The organism is Pedobacter zeaxanthinifaciens (assembly GCF_003313335.1).
Lineage (GTDB): Bacteria > Bacteroidota > Bacteroidia > Sphingobacteriales > Sphingobacteriaceae > Pedobacter > Pedobacter zeaxanthinifaciens.
On the sequence record NZ_QMHP01000003.1, the window covers coordinates 400,569 to 418,826 of the forward strand.

14 protein-coding genes are annotated in these 18,258 nt (G+C 39.3%); 11 read left to right on the top strand and 3 right to left on the bottom strand.

Annotation, left to right across the window (positions count from 1 at the left end):
• Positions 1-64 precede the first annotated feature (64 nt).
• Both DUT68_RS06715 and DUT68_RS06720 read left to right on the top strand, forming a co-directional pair.
• The gene (locus DUT68_RS06715; RefSeq protein WP_113636881.1) at positions 65-1,969 is read left to right on the top strand and encodes a vWA domain-containing protein; all 1,905 of its coding nucleotides are present in this window, start codon (positions 65-67) and stop codon (positions 1,967-1,969) included.
• A gap of 29 nt (positions 1,970-1,998) precedes the next feature.
• A complete protein-coding gene (locus DUT68_RS06720; protein WP_113637062.1) occupies positions 1,999-2,739 on the top strand; it encodes a DUF4197 domain-containing protein in 741 nt (246 codons plus the stop codon).
• Between the two features lie 464 nt (positions 2,740-3,203).
• On the opposite strand, the gene DUT68_RS06725 is transcribed toward DUT68_RS06720, so the two are convergent.
• The gene (locus DUT68_RS06725) at positions 3,204-4,757 is read right to left on the bottom strand and encodes a trypsin-like peptidase domain-containing protein (protein WP_237088274.1); all 1,554 of its coding nucleotides are present in this window, start codon (positions 4,755-4,757) and stop codon (positions 3,204-3,206) included.
• A gap of 180 nt (positions 4,758-4,937) precedes the next feature.
• Here DUT68_RS06725 and dapF point away from each other — a divergent pair, with 180 nt between their 5' ends.
• The 9 genes from dapF to DUT68_RS06775 all read left to right on the top strand — a co-directional run bounded on the left by dapF (position 4,938) and on the right by DUT68_RS06775 (position 15,051).
• Positions 4,938-5,723: a diaminopimelate epimerase gene (dapF, locus tag DUT68_RS06730; RefSeq protein WP_113636883.1), complete on the top strand. Its 786-nt coding sequence runs from the start codon at positions 4,938-4,940 to the stop codon at positions 5,721-5,723.
• A 22-nt stretch (positions 5,724-5,745) separates the two neighbouring features.
• A complete protein-coding gene (locus tag DUT68_RS06735; protein ID WP_113636884.1) occupies positions 5,746-6,324 on the top strand; it encodes a Crp/Fnr family transcriptional regulator in 579 nt (192 codons plus the stop codon).
• Between the two features lie 78 nt (positions 6,325-6,402).
• Positions 6,403-7,020, top strand: coding sequence for a hypothetical protein (locus tag DUT68_RS06740; protein ID WP_113636886.1), 618 nt, complete (start codon positions 6,403-6,405; stop codon positions 7,018-7,020).
• Between the two features lie 68 nt (positions 7,021-7,088).
• Positions 7,089-7,718: a hypothetical protein gene (locus tag DUT68_RS06745; RefSeq protein WP_113636887.1), complete on the top strand. Its 630-nt coding sequence runs from the start codon at positions 7,089-7,091 to the stop codon at positions 7,716-7,718.
• Positions 7,719-7,868: 150 nt separating this feature from the next.
• Positions 7,869-8,252: an MmpS family transport accessory protein gene (locus DUT68_RS06750; protein ID WP_113636889.1), complete on the top strand. Its 384-nt coding sequence runs from the start codon at positions 7,869-7,871 to the stop codon at positions 8,250-8,252.
• A gap of 360 nt (positions 8,253-8,612) precedes the next feature.
• Positions 8,613-9,188 (top strand): TetR/AcrR family transcriptional regulator, encoded by a 576-nt coding sequence (locus DUT68_RS06760; protein WP_113636892.1) that lies wholly within the window; start codon positions 8,613-8,615, stop codon positions 9,186-9,188.
• A 23-nt stretch (positions 9,189-9,211) separates the two neighbouring features.
• Positions 9,212-10,378, top strand: a complete 1,167-nt coding sequence (locus DUT68_RS06765; protein WP_113636894.1) for an efflux RND transporter periplasmic adaptor subunit — start codon at positions 9,212-9,214, stop codon at positions 10,376-10,378.
• 73 nt (positions 10,379-10,451) lie between these two features.
• Positions 10,452-13,628, top strand: a complete 3,177-nt coding sequence (locus DUT68_RS06770; RefSeq protein ID WP_113636895.1) for an efflux RND transporter permease subunit — start codon at positions 10,452-10,454, stop codon at positions 13,626-13,628.
• Positions 13,629-13,641: 13 nt separating this feature from the next.
• Positions 13,642-15,051 carry an efflux transporter outer membrane subunit gene (locus tag DUT68_RS06775; RefSeq protein WP_113636897.1) on the top strand — a complete coding sequence of 470 codons (1,410 nt, stop codon included), beginning with the start codon at positions 13,642-13,644 and terminating at the stop codon, positions 15,049-15,051.
• Between the two features lie 95 nt (positions 15,052-15,146).
• Here the strand turns inward: DUT68_RS06775 and DUT68_RS06780 are convergent, their stop codons facing one another.
• Positions 15,147-15,824 (bottom strand): tetratricopeptide repeat protein, encoded by a 678-nt coding sequence (locus DUT68_RS06780; protein ID WP_113636898.1) that lies wholly within the window; start codon positions 15,822-15,824, stop codon positions 15,147-15,149.
• A gap of 60 nt (positions 15,825-15,884) precedes the next feature.
• On the bottom strand, positions 15,885-18,173 hold the full coding sequence (locus tag DUT68_RS18630) for a helix-turn-helix domain-containing protein (RefSeq protein ID WP_113636900.1): 2,289 nt from the start codon (positions 18,171-18,173) through the stop codon (positions 15,885-15,887).
• Positions 18,174-18,258 lie beyond the last annotated feature (85 nt).

Below are 18,258 nucleotides of genomic sequence, written 5' to 3' on the forward strand. Positions count from 1 at the left end.
GTTTTGGTTGACGAATCAATTCTTATTCCATCATCAATTCATTTAAAAAAAAACCTTTAACGATATGAAACTTTTACTTACTCCAATAGTATTGCTACTCTTCTTTTTGGGCTATAGTGGTACGCCAACACGTCAAATTACTGGCAAAGTTATCAGCTCAAGTGATGGCCTGGCATTACCAGCTGCCGACATCAGAAGTTTGCCAAGTAAAACTACCGCCAAAACAGATGCTAATGGAAAATACAGTATCAAAATACCCATTACTGATACTCACATAGAGGTAAGCTTTTTAGGCTTTCAAACTCAAAAAGCAGCCATTAAAAAAGCTGACGTAATTAATTTCAGCTTAGCAGACGACGTAAAAGCCTTAGCGGAGATTTCAGTTGTAGGCTACGGGACGCAAAGAAAAATTGTCACTACTTCTGCTTCTCAACATTTAATAGCTGGGTCGCCTGGCGCTGCCGCCAGTTACTTAAATGGCCGTGTAGCAGGCTTACAAGTAATGAACGATGTAAACAACGAGAGTTATGCAAAAATCTCGGAAAACAATTTCAAGCGGGCAACGGACCATCCGCTATCCACCTTCTCAATTGATGTAGATGCGGCATCTTACAGCAATGTACGTAGATATATTAACGGCGGAAATCTGCCTCCTAAAGATGCTGTACGTATAGAAGAGCTAATCAATTATTTTGATTATAACTATGAACAGCCAAAAGGTAATGACCCTGTAAACATTGTCACAGAAATTAGCGCCGCACCATGGAATAAAGCACATCGTTTAGTTCAAATTGGGTTAAAGGCAAAAAACATTCCTACCGAAAAGTTACCCTCGTCTAATTTGGTGTTTTTAATTGATGTTTCGGGATCAATGGAGGCGCCAAACAAACTGCCATTGCTAATTAGTTCCCTACGTTTACTTACCGATAATTTACGCGACCAGGATAAAGTTGCCATCGTAGTTTATGCTGGCAACTCAGGCTTGGTTTTGCCTAGTACATCAGGCGATAACAAACAGGCAATTAAGGAGGCTTTAAGTAAGCTTAGCGCAGGTGGATCAACTGCTGGTGGTGCAGGGATTAAATTGGCCTACAAAGTAGCAACCGACAACTTCATTAAAGGAGGCAACAACCGCATTATACTTGCTACCGATGGCGATTTTAATGTAGGCGCAAGCAGCGATACCGACATGCAAACTTTAATAGAGGAAAAACGAAAAAGCGGCGTGTATTTAACCGTTTTAGGGTTTGGCATGGGGAATTATAAAGATAGTAAAATGGAAGTTTTAGCGGATAAGGGCAATGGTAACTATGCCTACATTGACGATATCAACGAAGCTAGAAAAGTGTTGATCAATGAATTTGGCGGTACATTATTTACCGTTGCTAAAGATGTTAAACTACAAGTAGAATTTAACCCTAGCAAAGTACAAGCCTACCGCTTAATTGGCTATGAAAACAGATTATTAAACAATGAAGATTTTAACGACGACCTAAAGGATGCAGGAGAAATGGGCGCTGGACATACTGTAACGGCACTTTATGAAATTATTCCAGTAGGTGTAGAAAGTAAGTTCCTAAAAAGTGTTGATGCGCTCAAATACCAAAAAACCTCATCATCTTCAAACAACACTGGCAACGAACTTTTAAATGTTAAAATGCGATACAAACAACCTGATGGCGACAAAAGTAAGCTGCTGCAAAAAGCTGTAGTTGACAATGGTGGCAACTTGCTTCAACAAGCTTCCGACAATTTCAAATTTTCTGCGTCGGTAGCCATGTTGGGTATGTTGTTACGCCAATCAGAGTTTGTACAGCAAGGCAACTTTGATACCGCAATTGCTTTAGCTGAAAGTGCAAAAGGTACCGACAAGGAAGGCTACAGAGCTGAATATGTTAAAATAGCTAAATCAGCCAAGCTTTTGGCAAAAGATTTGCGTAATTTTGCTAACACGGGCGAGGGAAAATAACCTTGCCCATCAGCAAATTACCATACTTGATGAGAAAAACAGCGTTATTTTTAGCGGCAGCAACTTGCTTTTGTTTTAGCGGTTGCGATGCGCAAAGCCAAAGTAAATTAGGCAATATTTTAGGGCAAGTGGCCACAGGAGCCACTGGAACACCAACCAGTTTAGAAATTAGCAATGGCTTAAAACAGGCTTTGGAAATTGGCACTTCAGCAGGAGCAGATCGTTTATCAGCAAAGGATGGATTTTTTGGCAACATGGCGGTTAAAATTTTATTCCCAACTGAAGCACAAAAGGTGGAGAAAACTTTACGTAGCGTGGGCTTAAACTCATTAGCTGATAATGTAATTTTAAGCTTGAACCGTGCCGCAGAAGATGCTGCCAAAGAAGCAAAACCTATTTTTGTAAATGCTATCAAACAAATGACCATAGCTGATGCTACTAACATCCTTTTGGGAAATAAAGATGCTGCAACGCAATATTTCAAAAGGGTAACTACAGCGCAGTTAATGGAAAAATTTTCGCCGGTAATTGCCAACAGCTTAAGCAAAGTGGGTGCAACTAGGTATTGGACTGATGCAGCCGCAGCATACAATAAGCTGCCTTTAGTAAAACCTGTAAATACCAATTTAACCCAATATGTAGCAGAAAAAGCAATTGACGGAATGTTTTTACAAGTGGCTCAGGAAGAACTAAAAATTAGGGACAACCTTAGCGCTCGTTCTACTAGCTTATTACAAAAAGTGTTTGGCTACGCCGATAAAAAGAAATAATTCACAAACTTGTGGATTTGTTAATAAAATTTTAAAGTAATAAAACCAATTTTTTGCTAGCTTGTTATCATAAAACAGTAAGCGTTTTAAGATGATAAAAAAAGTCCTGTGAGTGGGCTATCCGCGTAGGGCAGGCACAGCATAAATAGGTTAGTTCCTATCTAAAAGCATCCAATATTTTGGGTGCTTTTTTTTATAGGCTATATATGTAACTATTTGAAAGGTCATCCTCTTTGTGAATTCTGAAAAAATCTTTGCTTAAAAATTAACCGCAAAGGATAAAAGACTCACGCAAAGAACGCGAATAAAATCACGTAGAGGCCTGCGTTATCCTGAGCCTATCAAGGGCTTAACAGTATTCAGTATATGCTTCGATAAATCATCGTGACAACAAACAAAACGATATAAAAAAAAGAGGATACCCTTTACGAGTACCCTCTAATAGCATCATCTATATGTTGTAATTAATTTCCGTTGAACGAGAAAGTAAACGCACCTTCGTCACTTACGCCGGCAATGGTAGTTCTTCCATCCCTTGAAGTTGGCAATGCTTTTTCGATATCTGCAGCGCTGTTTACATCTGTACCATTAATTTTAGTAATGATCAGACCTTTTTTAACGCCCCAATAATCGAACATTTGGCCAGGAACTACGTTAGTTACCACTACCCCATTTTTAACTCCATATTTAGCTTTTTGAGCTGCAGTGGCCGGTGCAAAGCTTGCGCCTAATTTGCTGATGCTAGCGCCGGTTGATTTACTGTTATCACTTTTAGCAGCTAAGGCAACTGAGCTTTCGCCTTTCAAAGTCACATTGATATTTTTTGTAGAACCATCAGCTTTAAGTACTGTTAATGCTACTTTATCACCAGGACTCATACGACCAATACGCTCTTGTAAATCTGGAGAATCGTAAATAGAAATACCTTCTACCTTTTTAATGATATCACCTTCTTTGATTCCGGCCGCTGCTGCAGCACCACCAGGCAATACATCTCTAACATATAAACCAGTATTTTCTTTAATCTTTAACTCTTCAGCTACATCAGCATCTAAGGCAGTGAAAGTTACGCCAATGAAACCACGTTTAACCGAACCAAATTTCTTGAAATCTTCCAATACTTTTTTAGCCAAGTTGATTGGAATAGCGAAACCATAACCTTCGTTTCTTCCACTTTGTGATGCAATAGCAGCATTGATACCAACTAATTCGCCATTAGCGTTAACCAAGGCACCACCGCTATTTCCCGGATTGATAGCCGCATCAGTTTGAATGAAAGACTCAATAGAGTTATTCGTTCTTGACGGCTGCTTACCAGTCCTTCTATATTCATCGTATTCTTCTTCAGTCATCATCCCGTTGTCGCGGTTTAAAATACCAATGTTACGAGCTTTAGCACTTACAATACCTGCTGTTACGGTAGTTTGCAAATCCAGAGGAAAACCTACAGCCAACACCCACTCGCCTACTTGAACGTTATCTGAGTTACCCATTTTAACGTAAGGCAAGTTGTCCACATCTACCTTAATTAAAGCTAAATCGGTATTTGGATCTTTACCTATTACTTTGGCAGTTGCTTTACGACGGTTAGATAAGATTACTTCGATTTTATCGGCATTATCTACCACGTGGTTATTGGTAACGATATAGCCATCTGGTGTTAAAATTACCCCCGAACCAGATGCCGCTTGTGGTTGACGAGGGCCGCGTTGCATACCTCCGCCAAAGCCAAAAAATTGCTCAAACATATCTGGCATGCCACTATCCCTGCTTGATTTACCTTGGTAAGTAGTTTTAATGTGTACCACCGCAGGCGAAACAGCCGCCGCAGCTTGCACAAAATCAGGTGCTCCAGCAGATGAAATGCCTGATACGTTACTAGCAAACATGGTCTTCTGTCTGTCGGCCAATGTAAAGCTATCATTTGGGCGCTCTATTAATTTATAGGCGCCAATTGCGGCTGCACCACCTATGAAAGAGGCAGCCAAAGCAATTAATCCTATTTTTTTAATTTCCATTGTATGTTATTTTTTAAATTGAAATCTTTTTTACTGTTGTTTAGTCAAATTTAATACCATATGAACGATATTTGTATCATAATAAGGTCTGATTACGTGTTAAAAAATGTTAAAGTAGCTGATTAAGATTTTCTTTCATTTTCTAAGCTTAAAATTACCAAAACTAATCTTTCATCATTCATGAATATCAAATTTTACAAATACCAAGGCGCAGGCAACGATTTTATATTGATTGACCATAGAGAAAGCACTTTAAAAAACATTGATACCAAATTAGTAGCGCAACTTTGCGACCGCAGATTTGGCATTGGCGCCGATGGTTTGATGTTTTTATTGGATAGCGAAGATTATGATTTTGAGATGGTTTATCACAACTCGGATGGTAATGTAGGCAGCATGTGCGGCAATGGTGGAAGATGTATTGTTGCTTTTGCGAAACATCTAGGAATTTTTGACACCGAAACTAATTTTTTGGCAGTAGATGGTCCTCATTATGCCAAAATTTCAGCGGAAGGTAATTGGGTTGAGCTTCAAATGATTGATGTAGAAACCATCCATACAGATGGTGATGCTTTTGTGATCAATACCGGCTCGCCACATTATGTACAAGAGGTAAGCGGCTTAGAAAGCTTAGATGTTTACGAGGCGGGCTACCAGATTAGAAACAATGAGACTTATAAAACGGAAGGCATTAACGTCAACTTTGTAGAGCGTAAACCTTCACATTTGTTTGTAAGAACTTTTGAACGTGGTGTGGAAGATGAAACCTATGCTTGTGGTACTGGAGTAACAGCCGTAGCAATGGCTATGGCAAAAAAGCAAAATCAAATTGGCCAAGTGGTAACGCCCGTTACAGTACTGGGCGGCAATTTGGAAATTAACTTTAGTTACGATGGTCAAAAGTTTACCGAGGTGTTTTTATGCGGCCCGGCAGAGAAAGTTTTTGAAGGCGAAATCAATTTATAGTACAAGCTAAGCCACTGGAACAATGGAAGAAATATTGTTTAATTTCATATCAAAATACATTTCAATTAATGAAGATGAAAAGAATGCTATCCTATCTTTAAATCTATTTCATTCCGTTAAAAAGGGGACAATCCTATTGAAGGAAGGCCAAAAATCAAGGGATAGCTACTTTGTATTAAAAGGATGTATCAGAACCTACTACATCATAGACGGGGAAGAGAAAACAACTGCTTTTTACACAGAACTGGATGCCTTAACCCCTCACTGCGTTACCAATCATACGCCGTCTGATTATTTTATCAGCTGTGTTGAAGATAGTATCATCTTGATTTCGGATGCTGATGTTGGAATGGAGATCAACAGCAAATTTCCGAAGTTTGATACCATGTGTAGGATTTTATCCGAAGAGCTATTGGCGAAAGAAAGAGTAGACTTTGATGAGTTTAAAACTTCGTCACCAGAACAGCGGTATCTCAACCTCATTAAGAATAGACCTGATCTTATTCAGCGGGTTCCACAACATCAATTGGCAAGTTATTTAGGCATTAAGCCTCAATCTCTAAGTAGAATAAGGGCAAGGATTTTTGAAAAAAAGAACTGACGCTCATTTCTAAACTTAAGTTAACGAATTATCGCATCTCGCCAATCTACTTTTGCATTATCATTTAATAAAAAAGATATGCAGAAGAACTTTTTATGGCTTGCACTAGCCACATTGATAGCGAGTACTTTACCAATTAAAGCGCAAAATAGTGTGCAAGATAGCACCTCCAAAAAGTGGTTTATAGGCAGCACGTTCTTACTCCTTGGTAATTTCGACAAAACAAATAATCCAGCGTATGTTCAATTAAATGCCGGCTACAGGATTACTCCTAAAGATGTTGTTCATGTTAGGTTCAAAAGATCTGTTTACGCATGGCCATTGGGGATTCCTTTCGGGCCATCATTCGATGCACCGGGCCTCAATTATCCTGGAAGTGCTCGTATCATTGCACCTCAAATAGGTTATCAAAGGTTTTGGTGGAAGGGAATATACACTTCACTTTATGCATTAAACGCCTTTGAAAAATACATGGACGAGGATAAAAAAAAGCTCGGAAACGGGTTTACGCTATATTTAGATTTTTATTTAGGCTACCAGTTCAAATTTCTCAAAAACCGATTCTTTTTTGAGCCAGCTATCGGATGTAGTTATTGGCCACTGCGAACTAATGTACCTGCATCTTTTAAATTGGTAGAAAAAAAATGGCCTAATTATTTTATTCAGCCTGGGCTTGATTTTGGGTTTAACTTCTAAAATCCTTTAAAAGAACCTGGAGACCCAACTAATCACTTCAAATTATAGTATACAATTAGGCTAAAAAAATGCAGAAGAGAATTTTATTCCTTGGCTTCATTGTGCTGCTTGTAGCAAGTACTTTGCAACTTAAAGCACAATACGCCAAAACAGACAGCACATCTAAACGCTGGTTCATTGGCAGCACATTATTTCTATTAGGCAACTTATCTACCACTAATCCGCCGAATTTTGTGCAGCTCAATATAGGTTATCGTATTACAGCAAAAGATGTTATTTCCTTTGAACCAAAAACGTGGAAATATGCTTGGCCAAATGGCATTAACCCAATTTTTAACAGATCTTATGGAAAGGCCGAAGAAAAATTCCCTGGTTATGTTCGTGAGTATGGTATATCGGCGGTATACCAGCGCTTTGTTTGGAAAGGCATTTATACTGAGCTAAATGTAATGCCCACTTTGCAAGTATTTAAAAACGAACAGGGAAGAAAAATTGACAATGGATTTCAGATTTTCAACACCTACCGTTTGGGCTACCATATCAAACTTTTAAAAGATAAATTTTTCATTCAGCCATCCATAGCAGTTACCCATCGTGCTTATCACACCAAATTACCTAATGGATTTAAGGAGCTGGATGATAAGTGGTCAAAATTTGTATTCGGAGAACCAGGATTTCATTTTGGATTTAACTTTTAGTCCGAAAATAACCAACGCTGTATTTTATCATATGCCCAAATTAACATGGACTTGTTAAATACCAGTTGAACAAGTAGGAATGCTTAAGCCGTGTGCCACCGTATCATTACATAAAAAACAATTCAACCCCATTATTTAAATTAAAAATTCATGAAAAAGTTAGTATTTACATTTGTTATGCTATTTGCAATTTTGGTTTCTTGCAAAAAGAAAGATCCTGATCAAAACAGTTCGTCCCGTAAAATCAGATATGAAATAACGGGAAATTTCACTGGAAAATTTGACGTGATTTATAGCGACAATGTTAACGGAACCACTAGAGTTACTAATGTTGCATTACCTTGGTCAAAAGAAGTAACTTATGGCAGCAACGTATTAAGTATTGGCATTGGTGCACAAGCTTCCACTACTGGATTACCCTCGCAAACGGCTACAGTCAAAATTTATCGAGATGAAACAGTAGTGAAAACAACCAGTGCCACATCTGGCTCGTTAGGCGAAATGGTGATCCCTACAATTGCCTACAGTTTCTGACGTTCGTAAAGATCCTACATCTACTTATTATGCTTTTGCGGTGCATATTCATCTATTGGAATGCCCGATAAATTACGAGAAGAAAAAACGCTTTACCGAATGAACTTCTAATTTGCATTCCTTTAAACGCATCAAAAATTACCTCAAAACCGTACAAATAGTAAAAATCAAACTTCGACTAAACAGCTTGCTCATTTTAGGCAAGAATTTAAAATGGCCAAGCGACCAACTTAACCTGCTTCGTGTAACATTTACACGACAAAAATTAATCAAACGATTAAATGAGATTTCCCTGACTTTGCAAATCAAACTCAAAACTAATTTTGGCGTTTAACAATTTTGTTAAACAAAAAAGTCAACATGTTGAGTAAGGAAGAACTGATTAAACAAACCGCCAAGGAGCTTTTTTTTAGTAAAGGCTACCTCCATGCGACTACGCAAGAAATTGCCGATGCAGCTGGCGTTAACCGTTCCTTGATCAATTATTATTTCCGCTCCCGCGATTTACTTTTTCAAACCGTTTACCGGGAAGCGGTTGATGGCTTGAAATTACAATTGGATAAGGTGCTTTACGACAAGATCCCTTTTAAAGAAAAGCTAAATCTATTTATTGATGTTTACATGAAAGAACTCATGAAATATCCGTACAGAGAATCTTTTTTAATCACCGAAATATGCAGCAAAAACTTTGCGCTGAAGGAGAAGAAAAAAAGTGCTGCATTAGCTCATTTTCTACAAGAAATAGCGCAGGAAATGGAAAAAGGAACCATCAAAAAAGGTGAACCAATCCAGTTTATGTTTAACCTTTTCGCTTTGATGGCATTTCCGGTAATTATGACACCACTTTATCAAAAGCTATTAGATATCTCCAAAGAAAAATACAATAAACTTATTGCAGATCGAAAGCAAATCATTTTAGAAAGCATATTCAATTAAACAACCTCAATTACAATACATATATGAAACAATCCTCAATTTATTTATCGCTGATGGGCACTGCCCTATTTTTGGCAGCCTGCAGTTCGGGAAATAAAGATCCGAAGGCGGGAGCACCCACTGGTCCGCAGAATTATCCGGTAGTGCAAATTGATGCCATGAATACTACACTGGAAAGCGATTATCCTGCTACGCTAGAAGGACAACAAAATGTAGACATCAGACCAAAGATTGATGGTTTTATTGAGAAAATTTACGTGGATGAAGGCGCAACGGTAAAGCAAGGACAACCTTTATTTAAAATTAATGCCCCACAATATGAGCAAGCGGTACGTACTGCACAAGCGGCTATCAGCAGTGCCGAAGCGGAAGTAAATGCGGCACAACTGCAATACAACAAAACTAAGCCACTGGTTGAAAAAGATATCATCAGTAAATTTGACTTAGATAATGCCGCTTTAACCCTTACTGCAAAAAAGGCAAATTTAGCTCAAGCTAAAGCTGCTTTAGTTAACGCAAAGGTAAACTTGGGCTATACTGTGGTGAGCAGCCCAACAAACGGTGTAATTGGCACCATCCCTTACAAAGTGGGAGCTTTGGTAAGCAGCACAAGTCAAGAGCCTTTAACAACAGTTTCGAGCATTAGCAAAGTTTATGCTTATTTCTCTTTAAATGAAAAGCAACTGTTACAAATTGCAAGAAATACTAAAGGACGTACACTGGAAGATAAAATCAAGCAAATTCCAAGCGTAACTTTGGTGTTGGCTGATGGCAGCATTTATACAGAAAAAGGAAAAATAGAGACTGTAAGCGGACAAATCAACACCGCTACTGGTTCATCTAGTTTAAGAGCAACGTTTCCTAATCCTAACGGGCTGCTTCGCTCCGGCTCCAGCGCCTCTATTCGCATCCCACAATATGTGGAAAATGCTTTGTTGGTACCACAAAAATCAACTACCGATATACAAGGGAAAAAGTTTGTTTACTTGGTGACCGATACAGGTGGTGTTAAATCAACCAATGTGGAAATTATGGAGCTTACCAAAGGCAATTACTACGTGGTTACCCAAGGGCTAAAACCTGGAAATAAAATTGTTCTGGAAGGTTTTGCTTCACTAAAAGATGGCGATAAAATTAAGCCGCAAGTAAAATCGGCAGACTCTGTATTTGCAGAGGCGAAAAATAAATAAGTTACATTTTTTTGTAAGGTTGAAAGGCTGTAATTAACAACGTTTCAACTTTCAAACATTCCAACAAAGTCTCATGTTTAAAAAATTTATCGAAAGGCCAGTACTTTCTACCGTAATCTCCATCATCATTGTGATTTTGGGGGTGTTAGGTATCATCACACTGCCTGTTTCACAATATCCAGAAATTGCGCCGCCAACGGTGCAGGTTTCAGCTTCTTACCAAGGTGCCAATGCCGATGTAGTAATGAGTAGTGTGGTAGTACCGCTGGAAGAACAAATTAACGGTGTGGAAGACATGACCTACATGACTTCATCTGCCGGAAACGATGGTTCGGCTACAATTACCGTAAACTTTAAATTGGGTACTAACCCTGATTTGGCGGCTGTAAACGTACAAAATCGTGTGGCAAGGGCCAGCAGTTTGCTACCTGCTGAGGTAACTAGAGCTGGTGTAATTACTGCCAAAAGGCAATCCAGTAACGTATTGATTTTTGCACTTAACAGCGAAGACCCAGCTTACGATCAGAAATTTTTGCAGAACTACGCAGAAATCAACATCATTCCTCAAATAAAAAGGGTTACTGGTGTGGGCGATGTGAATGCATTTGGGCAATCTATTTATACCATGCGTTTATGGCTTAAACCTGATGTGATGGCAGCTTACCGACTAATTCCAAGTGATATTAGTGCGGCACTAGCGGATCAGAACATCGAAGCTGCTCCTGGACAACTAGGTGAGCAAGGACAGCAATCCTTCCAATACACGTTGAAATATACCGGCCGTTTGAAAGACGAAACCCAATTTGGTGATATCATCATCAGAACCGCGGAAAATGGACAAGTTTTAAAGCTGAAGGATGTTGCTAGAATTGAACTGGGTGCGCAAAGTTATGCTTCATCGGTTAAATTGAATGGTAAATCGGCACTGGGTTTTGCAGTAAACCAAACCGCGGGCTCAAATGCGAAAGAGGTAATTGATGGTGCATTAAAGGCGTTGGAAACTGCCAAGGAAAATTTCCCTACAGGCATCAAATATGAAGTCTTAACCAACGTAAACGACTTCCTTGATGCTTCCATTGAAAAAGTGCTACACACCTTGGTTGAAGCCTTCATTTTGGTTTTCATTGTGGTGTTTATCTTCCTGCAAGATTTTAAATCGACCTTAATTCCAGCCATCTCGGTACCAGTGGCCATTATTGGTACTTTCTTTTTCTTAAGCCTGTTTGGATTTACCATTAACCTACTTACTTTATTTGCCTTGGTGTTAGCCATTGGTATTGTGGTGGATGACGCCATTGTGGTGGTAGAGGCAGTGCACTCTAAACTGGATAAAGGTTACAAATCGGCACGTAAAGCCACTTTGGATGCCATGGACGAGATTACCGGCGCCATCATCTCCATTACTTTGGTTATGGCAGCGGTATTTGTTCCTGTGAGTTTCATTGCTGGTTCATCAGGGGTTTTCTTCAAACAATTTGGTTTAACGCTGGCCATTTCTATCATTTTATCAGCTATTAACGCTTTAACGTTAAGTCCAGCACTTTGTGCCTTATTGCTTAAGCCACACAAAGATGATCATGAAGAGAAAAAAGGGTTCATGAAACGCTTTTATGCAGCATTCAACGCTTCTTTTGAAACCATGACTCGCCGTTACAAAGGAGCCGTTTACTTCTTCTCCAAGAAAAAATGGTTGGCCGGATTGGGCTTGTTAGCGTTTGTTGCGGCATTTGTATGGGCATTTAACACTACTCCAAAAGGTTTTGTTCCTAATGAAGATTTAGGTGCAATCATGTCGGATATTTCCTTACCTCCAGGAACATCACAAGAACGAACCGATGAGGTAGTGAGTAAAATAGATAGTATTGTAAGAACTGTACCTGAGGTAAGGTTAACACTGAAAGTAGTGGGTAGGGCAATGATCAGCGGTTCTGGAAGTTCGTACGGAATGGTAATTAGCCGTTTAAAACCGTGGGACGAGCGTAAACGCGATGTGAAAACCATTATTGGGGAACTATTCGCCAAAACTGCTAACATGAAGGAAGCGAAGATCATCTTCTTTGCGCCGCCAACCATCCAAGGTTTTGGTACAGGCGGTGGTTTCGAGTTCCAGTTGCAAGACAGAACAGGTGGTACCATCCAAAATTTTGCTCAGGTATCCAATCAGTTTTTAGCGGCACTAAATCAACGTCCCGAAATTCAGTACGCAGCTACCTCTTTCAACCCTAATTTTCCTCAATACTTAATTACAGCAAATGTTGCCAAAATTAAACAGGCGGGTTTAAATGTAAATGATGTAATGAGCGTAATGCAAGGTTATTATGGTGGTGTTTACGCTTCCAACTTTAATAAATTTGGCAAGCAATACCGTGTAGTTTACCAAGCTGACCCTCAATATAGGGCTAATTTAGAAAGCTTGAACAACGTTTATGTGCGTACCCCTAGCGGTGTAATGGCGCCAATTACAGGTTTTATTTCTACCGAGCGAGTTTACGGTCCACAGGCAATTTCGAGGTTTAACCTTTATACCTCTATCGCCATTACTGGTAATCCTAAACCTGGTTATAGTTCCGGCGATGCCTTGAAAGCCGTACAAGAAGAAGCAGCTAAAATTTTACCGCAAGGTTATGGCTATGAGTTCTCAGGCTTATCTAGGGAAGAGCAATCGAGCGGAAACCAAACCGTGTTCATTTTCTTGCTATGTTTGATTTTCGTTTATTTCTTGCTTTGTGCGCAGTACGAAAGTTATGTGCTGCCGTTAGCGGTAATTTTATCCTTGCCAGTAGGTTTAGCAGGTGTATTTATTTTCGATAAAATTTTCGGAATTGATAACAATATCTACACCCAAATTACCTTGATTATGCTGATAGGCTTGTTAGCTAAAAATGCCATTTTAATTGTTGAGTTTGCCGCAGAGCGAAGAAGAAAGGGAATGACCATTTTGCAAGCCGCTTTGGAGGGTGCTACCGCTAGGTTACGTCCAATTTTAATGACATCCTTTGCATTTATACTGGGTATTTTACCGCTGATGCTGTCATTTGGAGTAGGTGCTGCTGGTAATAACTCAATTGGCACAGGCGCTGTAGGAGGAATGCTTTTTGGTACCATTTTCGGGATTTTCATCATCCCGGTACTATTTATTGTCTTCCAAACTTTACAGGAAAAAGTGAGCAGCAAATCGCCTTTTGATGATAGCGTTATGGAAAAACAAACGCATCTAAATTTTGAGCATACTGGAAATCCAGAGGATTAATTTAACCATCGACATGAAAAGAAATCATAAAATATCGATACTATTTGCAAGCGTTTTGATGCTGAGTTTAGGTGCTTGCGTAACACAACAATATAAACGCCCAACCGAATTAAAAACGGATGGATTATACCGCGATGTGCAAAGTGCCGACAGCACCAATATTGCCAATTTGCCAACTAGTACTTTATTTACCGACCCTCAATTACAGGTTTTAATTAAAGAGGGAATTGCAAATAACTTAGATTTGAAAAGCGCTATTGAACGCATGAATAGCGCCGCAGCAAATTTGAGATTAAGTAAAGATGCGTTTTTGCCTAGTTTGAACTTGGATCTTTCGGCTACGGATAATAAGCAGTCTAGAGCTGCCTTAAACTTGCCTTCCAACATTGCCATACCATTGGAAACCCAACTTTACAGAGCGCAATTGAGCACTGCTTGGGAACTGGATATTTGGGGCAAGTTAGGGAGTGCCAAACGTTCGGCTTTAGCATCTTACCTACAAACAGAGGCGGCAAAACGAGCGGTGCAAACGCAATTGGTAAGTTCCATTGCAAACAATTATTACACCCTACTTGCGCTAGATTTGCAACTGAAAATTACGGAGCAAACCCTAGCAAGCAGGATTAAAAATGTAGAAGCCATTAAAGCACTGAAAGAAGCTGGAATTGTAAATGGTGCTGCTGTTGTGCAAAGTGAAGCTAACAGATATGCAGCTGAAGTGAGCATTCCTGATTTGAAACGCAGTATCAGAGAAACGGAAAACGCACTCAATGTGTTGCTTGGAAAATCGGCCGGCCCTATTGCCAGAACCAGCTTTGAAGTACAGCAAGATTACAAGGATTTACAAGTGGGCTTATCTTCCTTATTGCTGAAAAACCGCCCTGATGTGCAACAGGCAGAATTTGCTTTTAGAGCGGCATTTGAAAACACCAACGTAGCTAAAACTTATTTCTATCCGCAACTTACTTTAACTGCAAATGGGGGTTTATCTTCGCTAACGTTAGAAAACTTTTTCAATAACTCGATATTTTACAGTATTGTTGGCGGCTTAACTCAGCCTATCTTTAACAAAGGGCAAAACAGAGCGAGGTTAGCAACCGCAAAAGCTGCGCAACAGGAATCTTTCTATAGTTTCCAAAAAACGATGTTAACTGCGGGATCGGAAGTATCAAATGCACTTTATGCTTACCAAACTGCAGTTGAAAAAGAAAATTCGAGAGCTAATCAAATCGCATCTTTAGAAAAAGCGGTTGACTATACCAAGGAACTGCTGAAATACAGCTCTGCAACGAATTACACTGATGTTTTGACTTCTGAACAAAGTTTATTGACAGCTCAGTTAAATGCAGTGAATGATAAATTACAGAAGCTTCAGGCTGTTGTGAACCTATATCGGGCATTAGGCGGCGGCTGGAGAGAATAAATTGAACGTTTATAACACATAAGAAGTTTAAATACTTTTTATGTGTTATTCAAACTTCGTATTCGTTCGATAGTTTTAACGAAGAATAGTGTAAGCTACTTTCCGCCTAATGCTCTATATCTAGCTGCTGTTGATTTATCTCCCAACCTGCTTGCATATTCTGATATCATCAAAGCTATATCTTTTCTCGACCTGCTGTATTCAAACGCAAGCATAAGCACACCGATTGAAAATGTTTTATAGCCCTTTCCTTTATCTGATTCTCCATTCTGAACATAACTATCGCCATACTGAAAACCCAATTTCCCAATATCAGTAAGGTCTTGTATCGTTAGTTCCCGAATTTCATCTGTAGTGTCCAGAGAAAAAGCTCTGTCAATGTCACTTTTACCTTCCTTAATTTGCCCTAAATTAATTTTACAAAGTCCCATTTCTCTGTAATTTGCTGCCGCATCACCGGTAACTTTATTTGCTTGGTCAAACCAGTATATAGCGTCTTGAAACTGCTTGTCAATATATAAGCCATGTCCCAGTGCACTTCGTACCATCGCGTGGGTTGAATCGAGTTTTAAGGTCTCCTTAAATTTATCAATGGATTGCTTATTAAGCGACATAGACTTTTCAAAGTTTCCTTTGTTTTGTTCTTCTAAAGATTCCAAGCTTAAGGAAACACCTGCATTAAAAGTTTCAAATACTTTATCATGTTTATCCTGTTGACAAGAAAACAGTGAAATAAGCGCAAAGCTCAACGTAGTAATAGTAAGCAACTTCATTGTTTTATCTAAATAATCCTTAGGAAGCGTTTGAAACCCCGGAAGTCTAAAATCTATAAGTTATTCCCCCTCCGCTAAATACGCTGCAATCGCAATTTTGATTTCACCAAAGTCGTAAGCTTTACCTACATGGTCGCGTATTTCATTAAGCTTTAAACTTTTCAGTTCCCTTATGGCGTGCAACAAAACCTCTAGCTTATGTTTGGCAATCACCTTATCCGCAGTAATTTGATTTTGGGAGATGTAATGCGCCAAATGTCCTTCAATTGTTCCTTTGGTCATTTTACGTTCCAAAGCAATTTCAGCCGGCGTTTTACCCTCGTTAAACAAAGCTAAAGTAACCTCTTTCGTATCTATCTTTGGCTTTTTCTCCTTTTCTACTTTCTTTCTGAACCTGCTTATTGGTGTACTTTCCTCCCTTTCCAACTGCTCCTTATCTGGCAAGCTACGGGCCTTTTTCATTTGCTCTTCACGCTTAGCCAAACCAAACAATGCATTTAAGCTTTCTTTGCTCAACTCCTGATTTGACACTTTTGCACTTAGCATTTCTTTAGCTCGCACCACTTTTTTAAACTGCTCGTAGTACATTGCTTCCAAATCTAGCAGTTCATTTAAGTATTCCTTCGTTTGCTTTTGCTGTTTTACCAACTCAATATGATCAAAAATAAGTTCGCTTTGCGAGCTCAATATTGGCTGAAAATAATTTGCACCAGCCTCCACCCTTTCAATTAACTTGGTGAAATCATTGGTTTCGTTAGGTATAAAAAGTTGGTCAAGTTGCTTCAAAAATTTATCAGCATGTACTTTGGCAGCTATCAAATTTTGTTGAAGCTGCGTGGCCCAAAGTAAATGCGTTTGTTTTACTGATCGTTTTTCATCCTTACTATAACTAAACACATGCTCATAAACAAAATTGTCCAACAAGCTAAAATCAAATGCCTGTAATAAAGATTGCTTCAAAAACAAATCAGCCTCTCTAACCACTTGCGTTAACAAACTTTCCTGCTGTTCTTTGGTACGCGAATAGTAGGCCACATTCTGATCGGCCTTCATTCCTCTGCTATTCAAATGCGAAGTAAGCACCAAACCATCCAATGAGCGCAAACGAGAAAGCGCAACGTAAATTTGTCCCGGGGCAAAGGCATCACCAATATCAACTATAGCTTTATCAAACGTTAAACCCTGACTTTTATGAACCGTAATTGCCCAAGCTAGCTTTAAAGGATATTGTGTAAAAGTGCCAATCTCTTCCTCTTCAATTTCGTTGGTACTTTTGTTAGTAGTGTACCTGATGTTTTTCCAAATGTAGCGCTCCACGTTAATAGGATACGTATTCCCTTCGGGCAAAACCTCAATGCTATCGCTTTTTAAAGCAGTAACCACAGCCAACTTGCCATTAAAAAACCGCTGTTCGCCCGTTTGGTCATTTTTAATGAACATCACTTGGGCACCAACTTTCAGTTCCAAAGTTTTCTCCAAAGGAAATGCACTCTCAGGAAACTCCTTTTCAATAGTCGACGTGTAGCTATAAGTTCTTCCCGCTAACTCCGCTAAGGCATGCTTGTTCATTGCATCTGCCTTGCTATTGTGTGTGGTTAGGGTAATGTAGTTTTCGTTGATATCGGGCTTAAAATTTTCTCGGTAATGACTTTTAAGCAAAGCGATATCCTTTTCGGTAGGCGTATTATTGCGTAAGTTATTCAGCAGATCTACAAAAGTTTGGTCAGATTGACGGTAGATTTTATCTAACTCAATATAAATTGGCGGATGACTTTGTAGGCATAAGGCATCAAAGAAAAACGGACTTTGATAAAATTTAGCTAACAGCTCCTGTTCCTGATTTTTAACCACAGGCGGCAGCTGATACAAATCGCCAATAAACAGCAGCTGAACACCACCAAAATTTTGGTTGTTTTTGCGCACATACCTAAGCACAAAATCAATGGCATCCAACAAATCAGCACGCAACATACTTACCTCGTCGATAATCAGAAGCTCCAAATCAAGTAAAATACGGCGCTTAACGGCATTCATGCTCAAATGGCGCACAATGCTTTTAGGGGTATTGTACGGCACGCCTGATGGCAAATCCTGATTAGGCACAATACGAGGAACAAAAGCACCAAATGGCAGTTGAAATAACGAGTGTATGGTTACACCGGCCGCATTAATAGCAGCAATGCCGGTGGGCGCTACAATCACGCTACGTTTGTGCGTTCGCGAAATAATGCCACGCAAAAAGGTAGTTTTTCCCGTTCCGGCCTTCCCTGTTAAAAAGATGTGCCGCGAAGTTTGATTGATGAATCTAGCTGCAAGTTCGGCAGGCTGAAGCTGTTCGTTTTCTTCCAAGGCTTTTGTTTAAATGACACGATGTTGTTTAAAGTACAAATTTAGTGTTAATCAGCAGCTTTTTTGTTAAAAAATCCTGCAACTA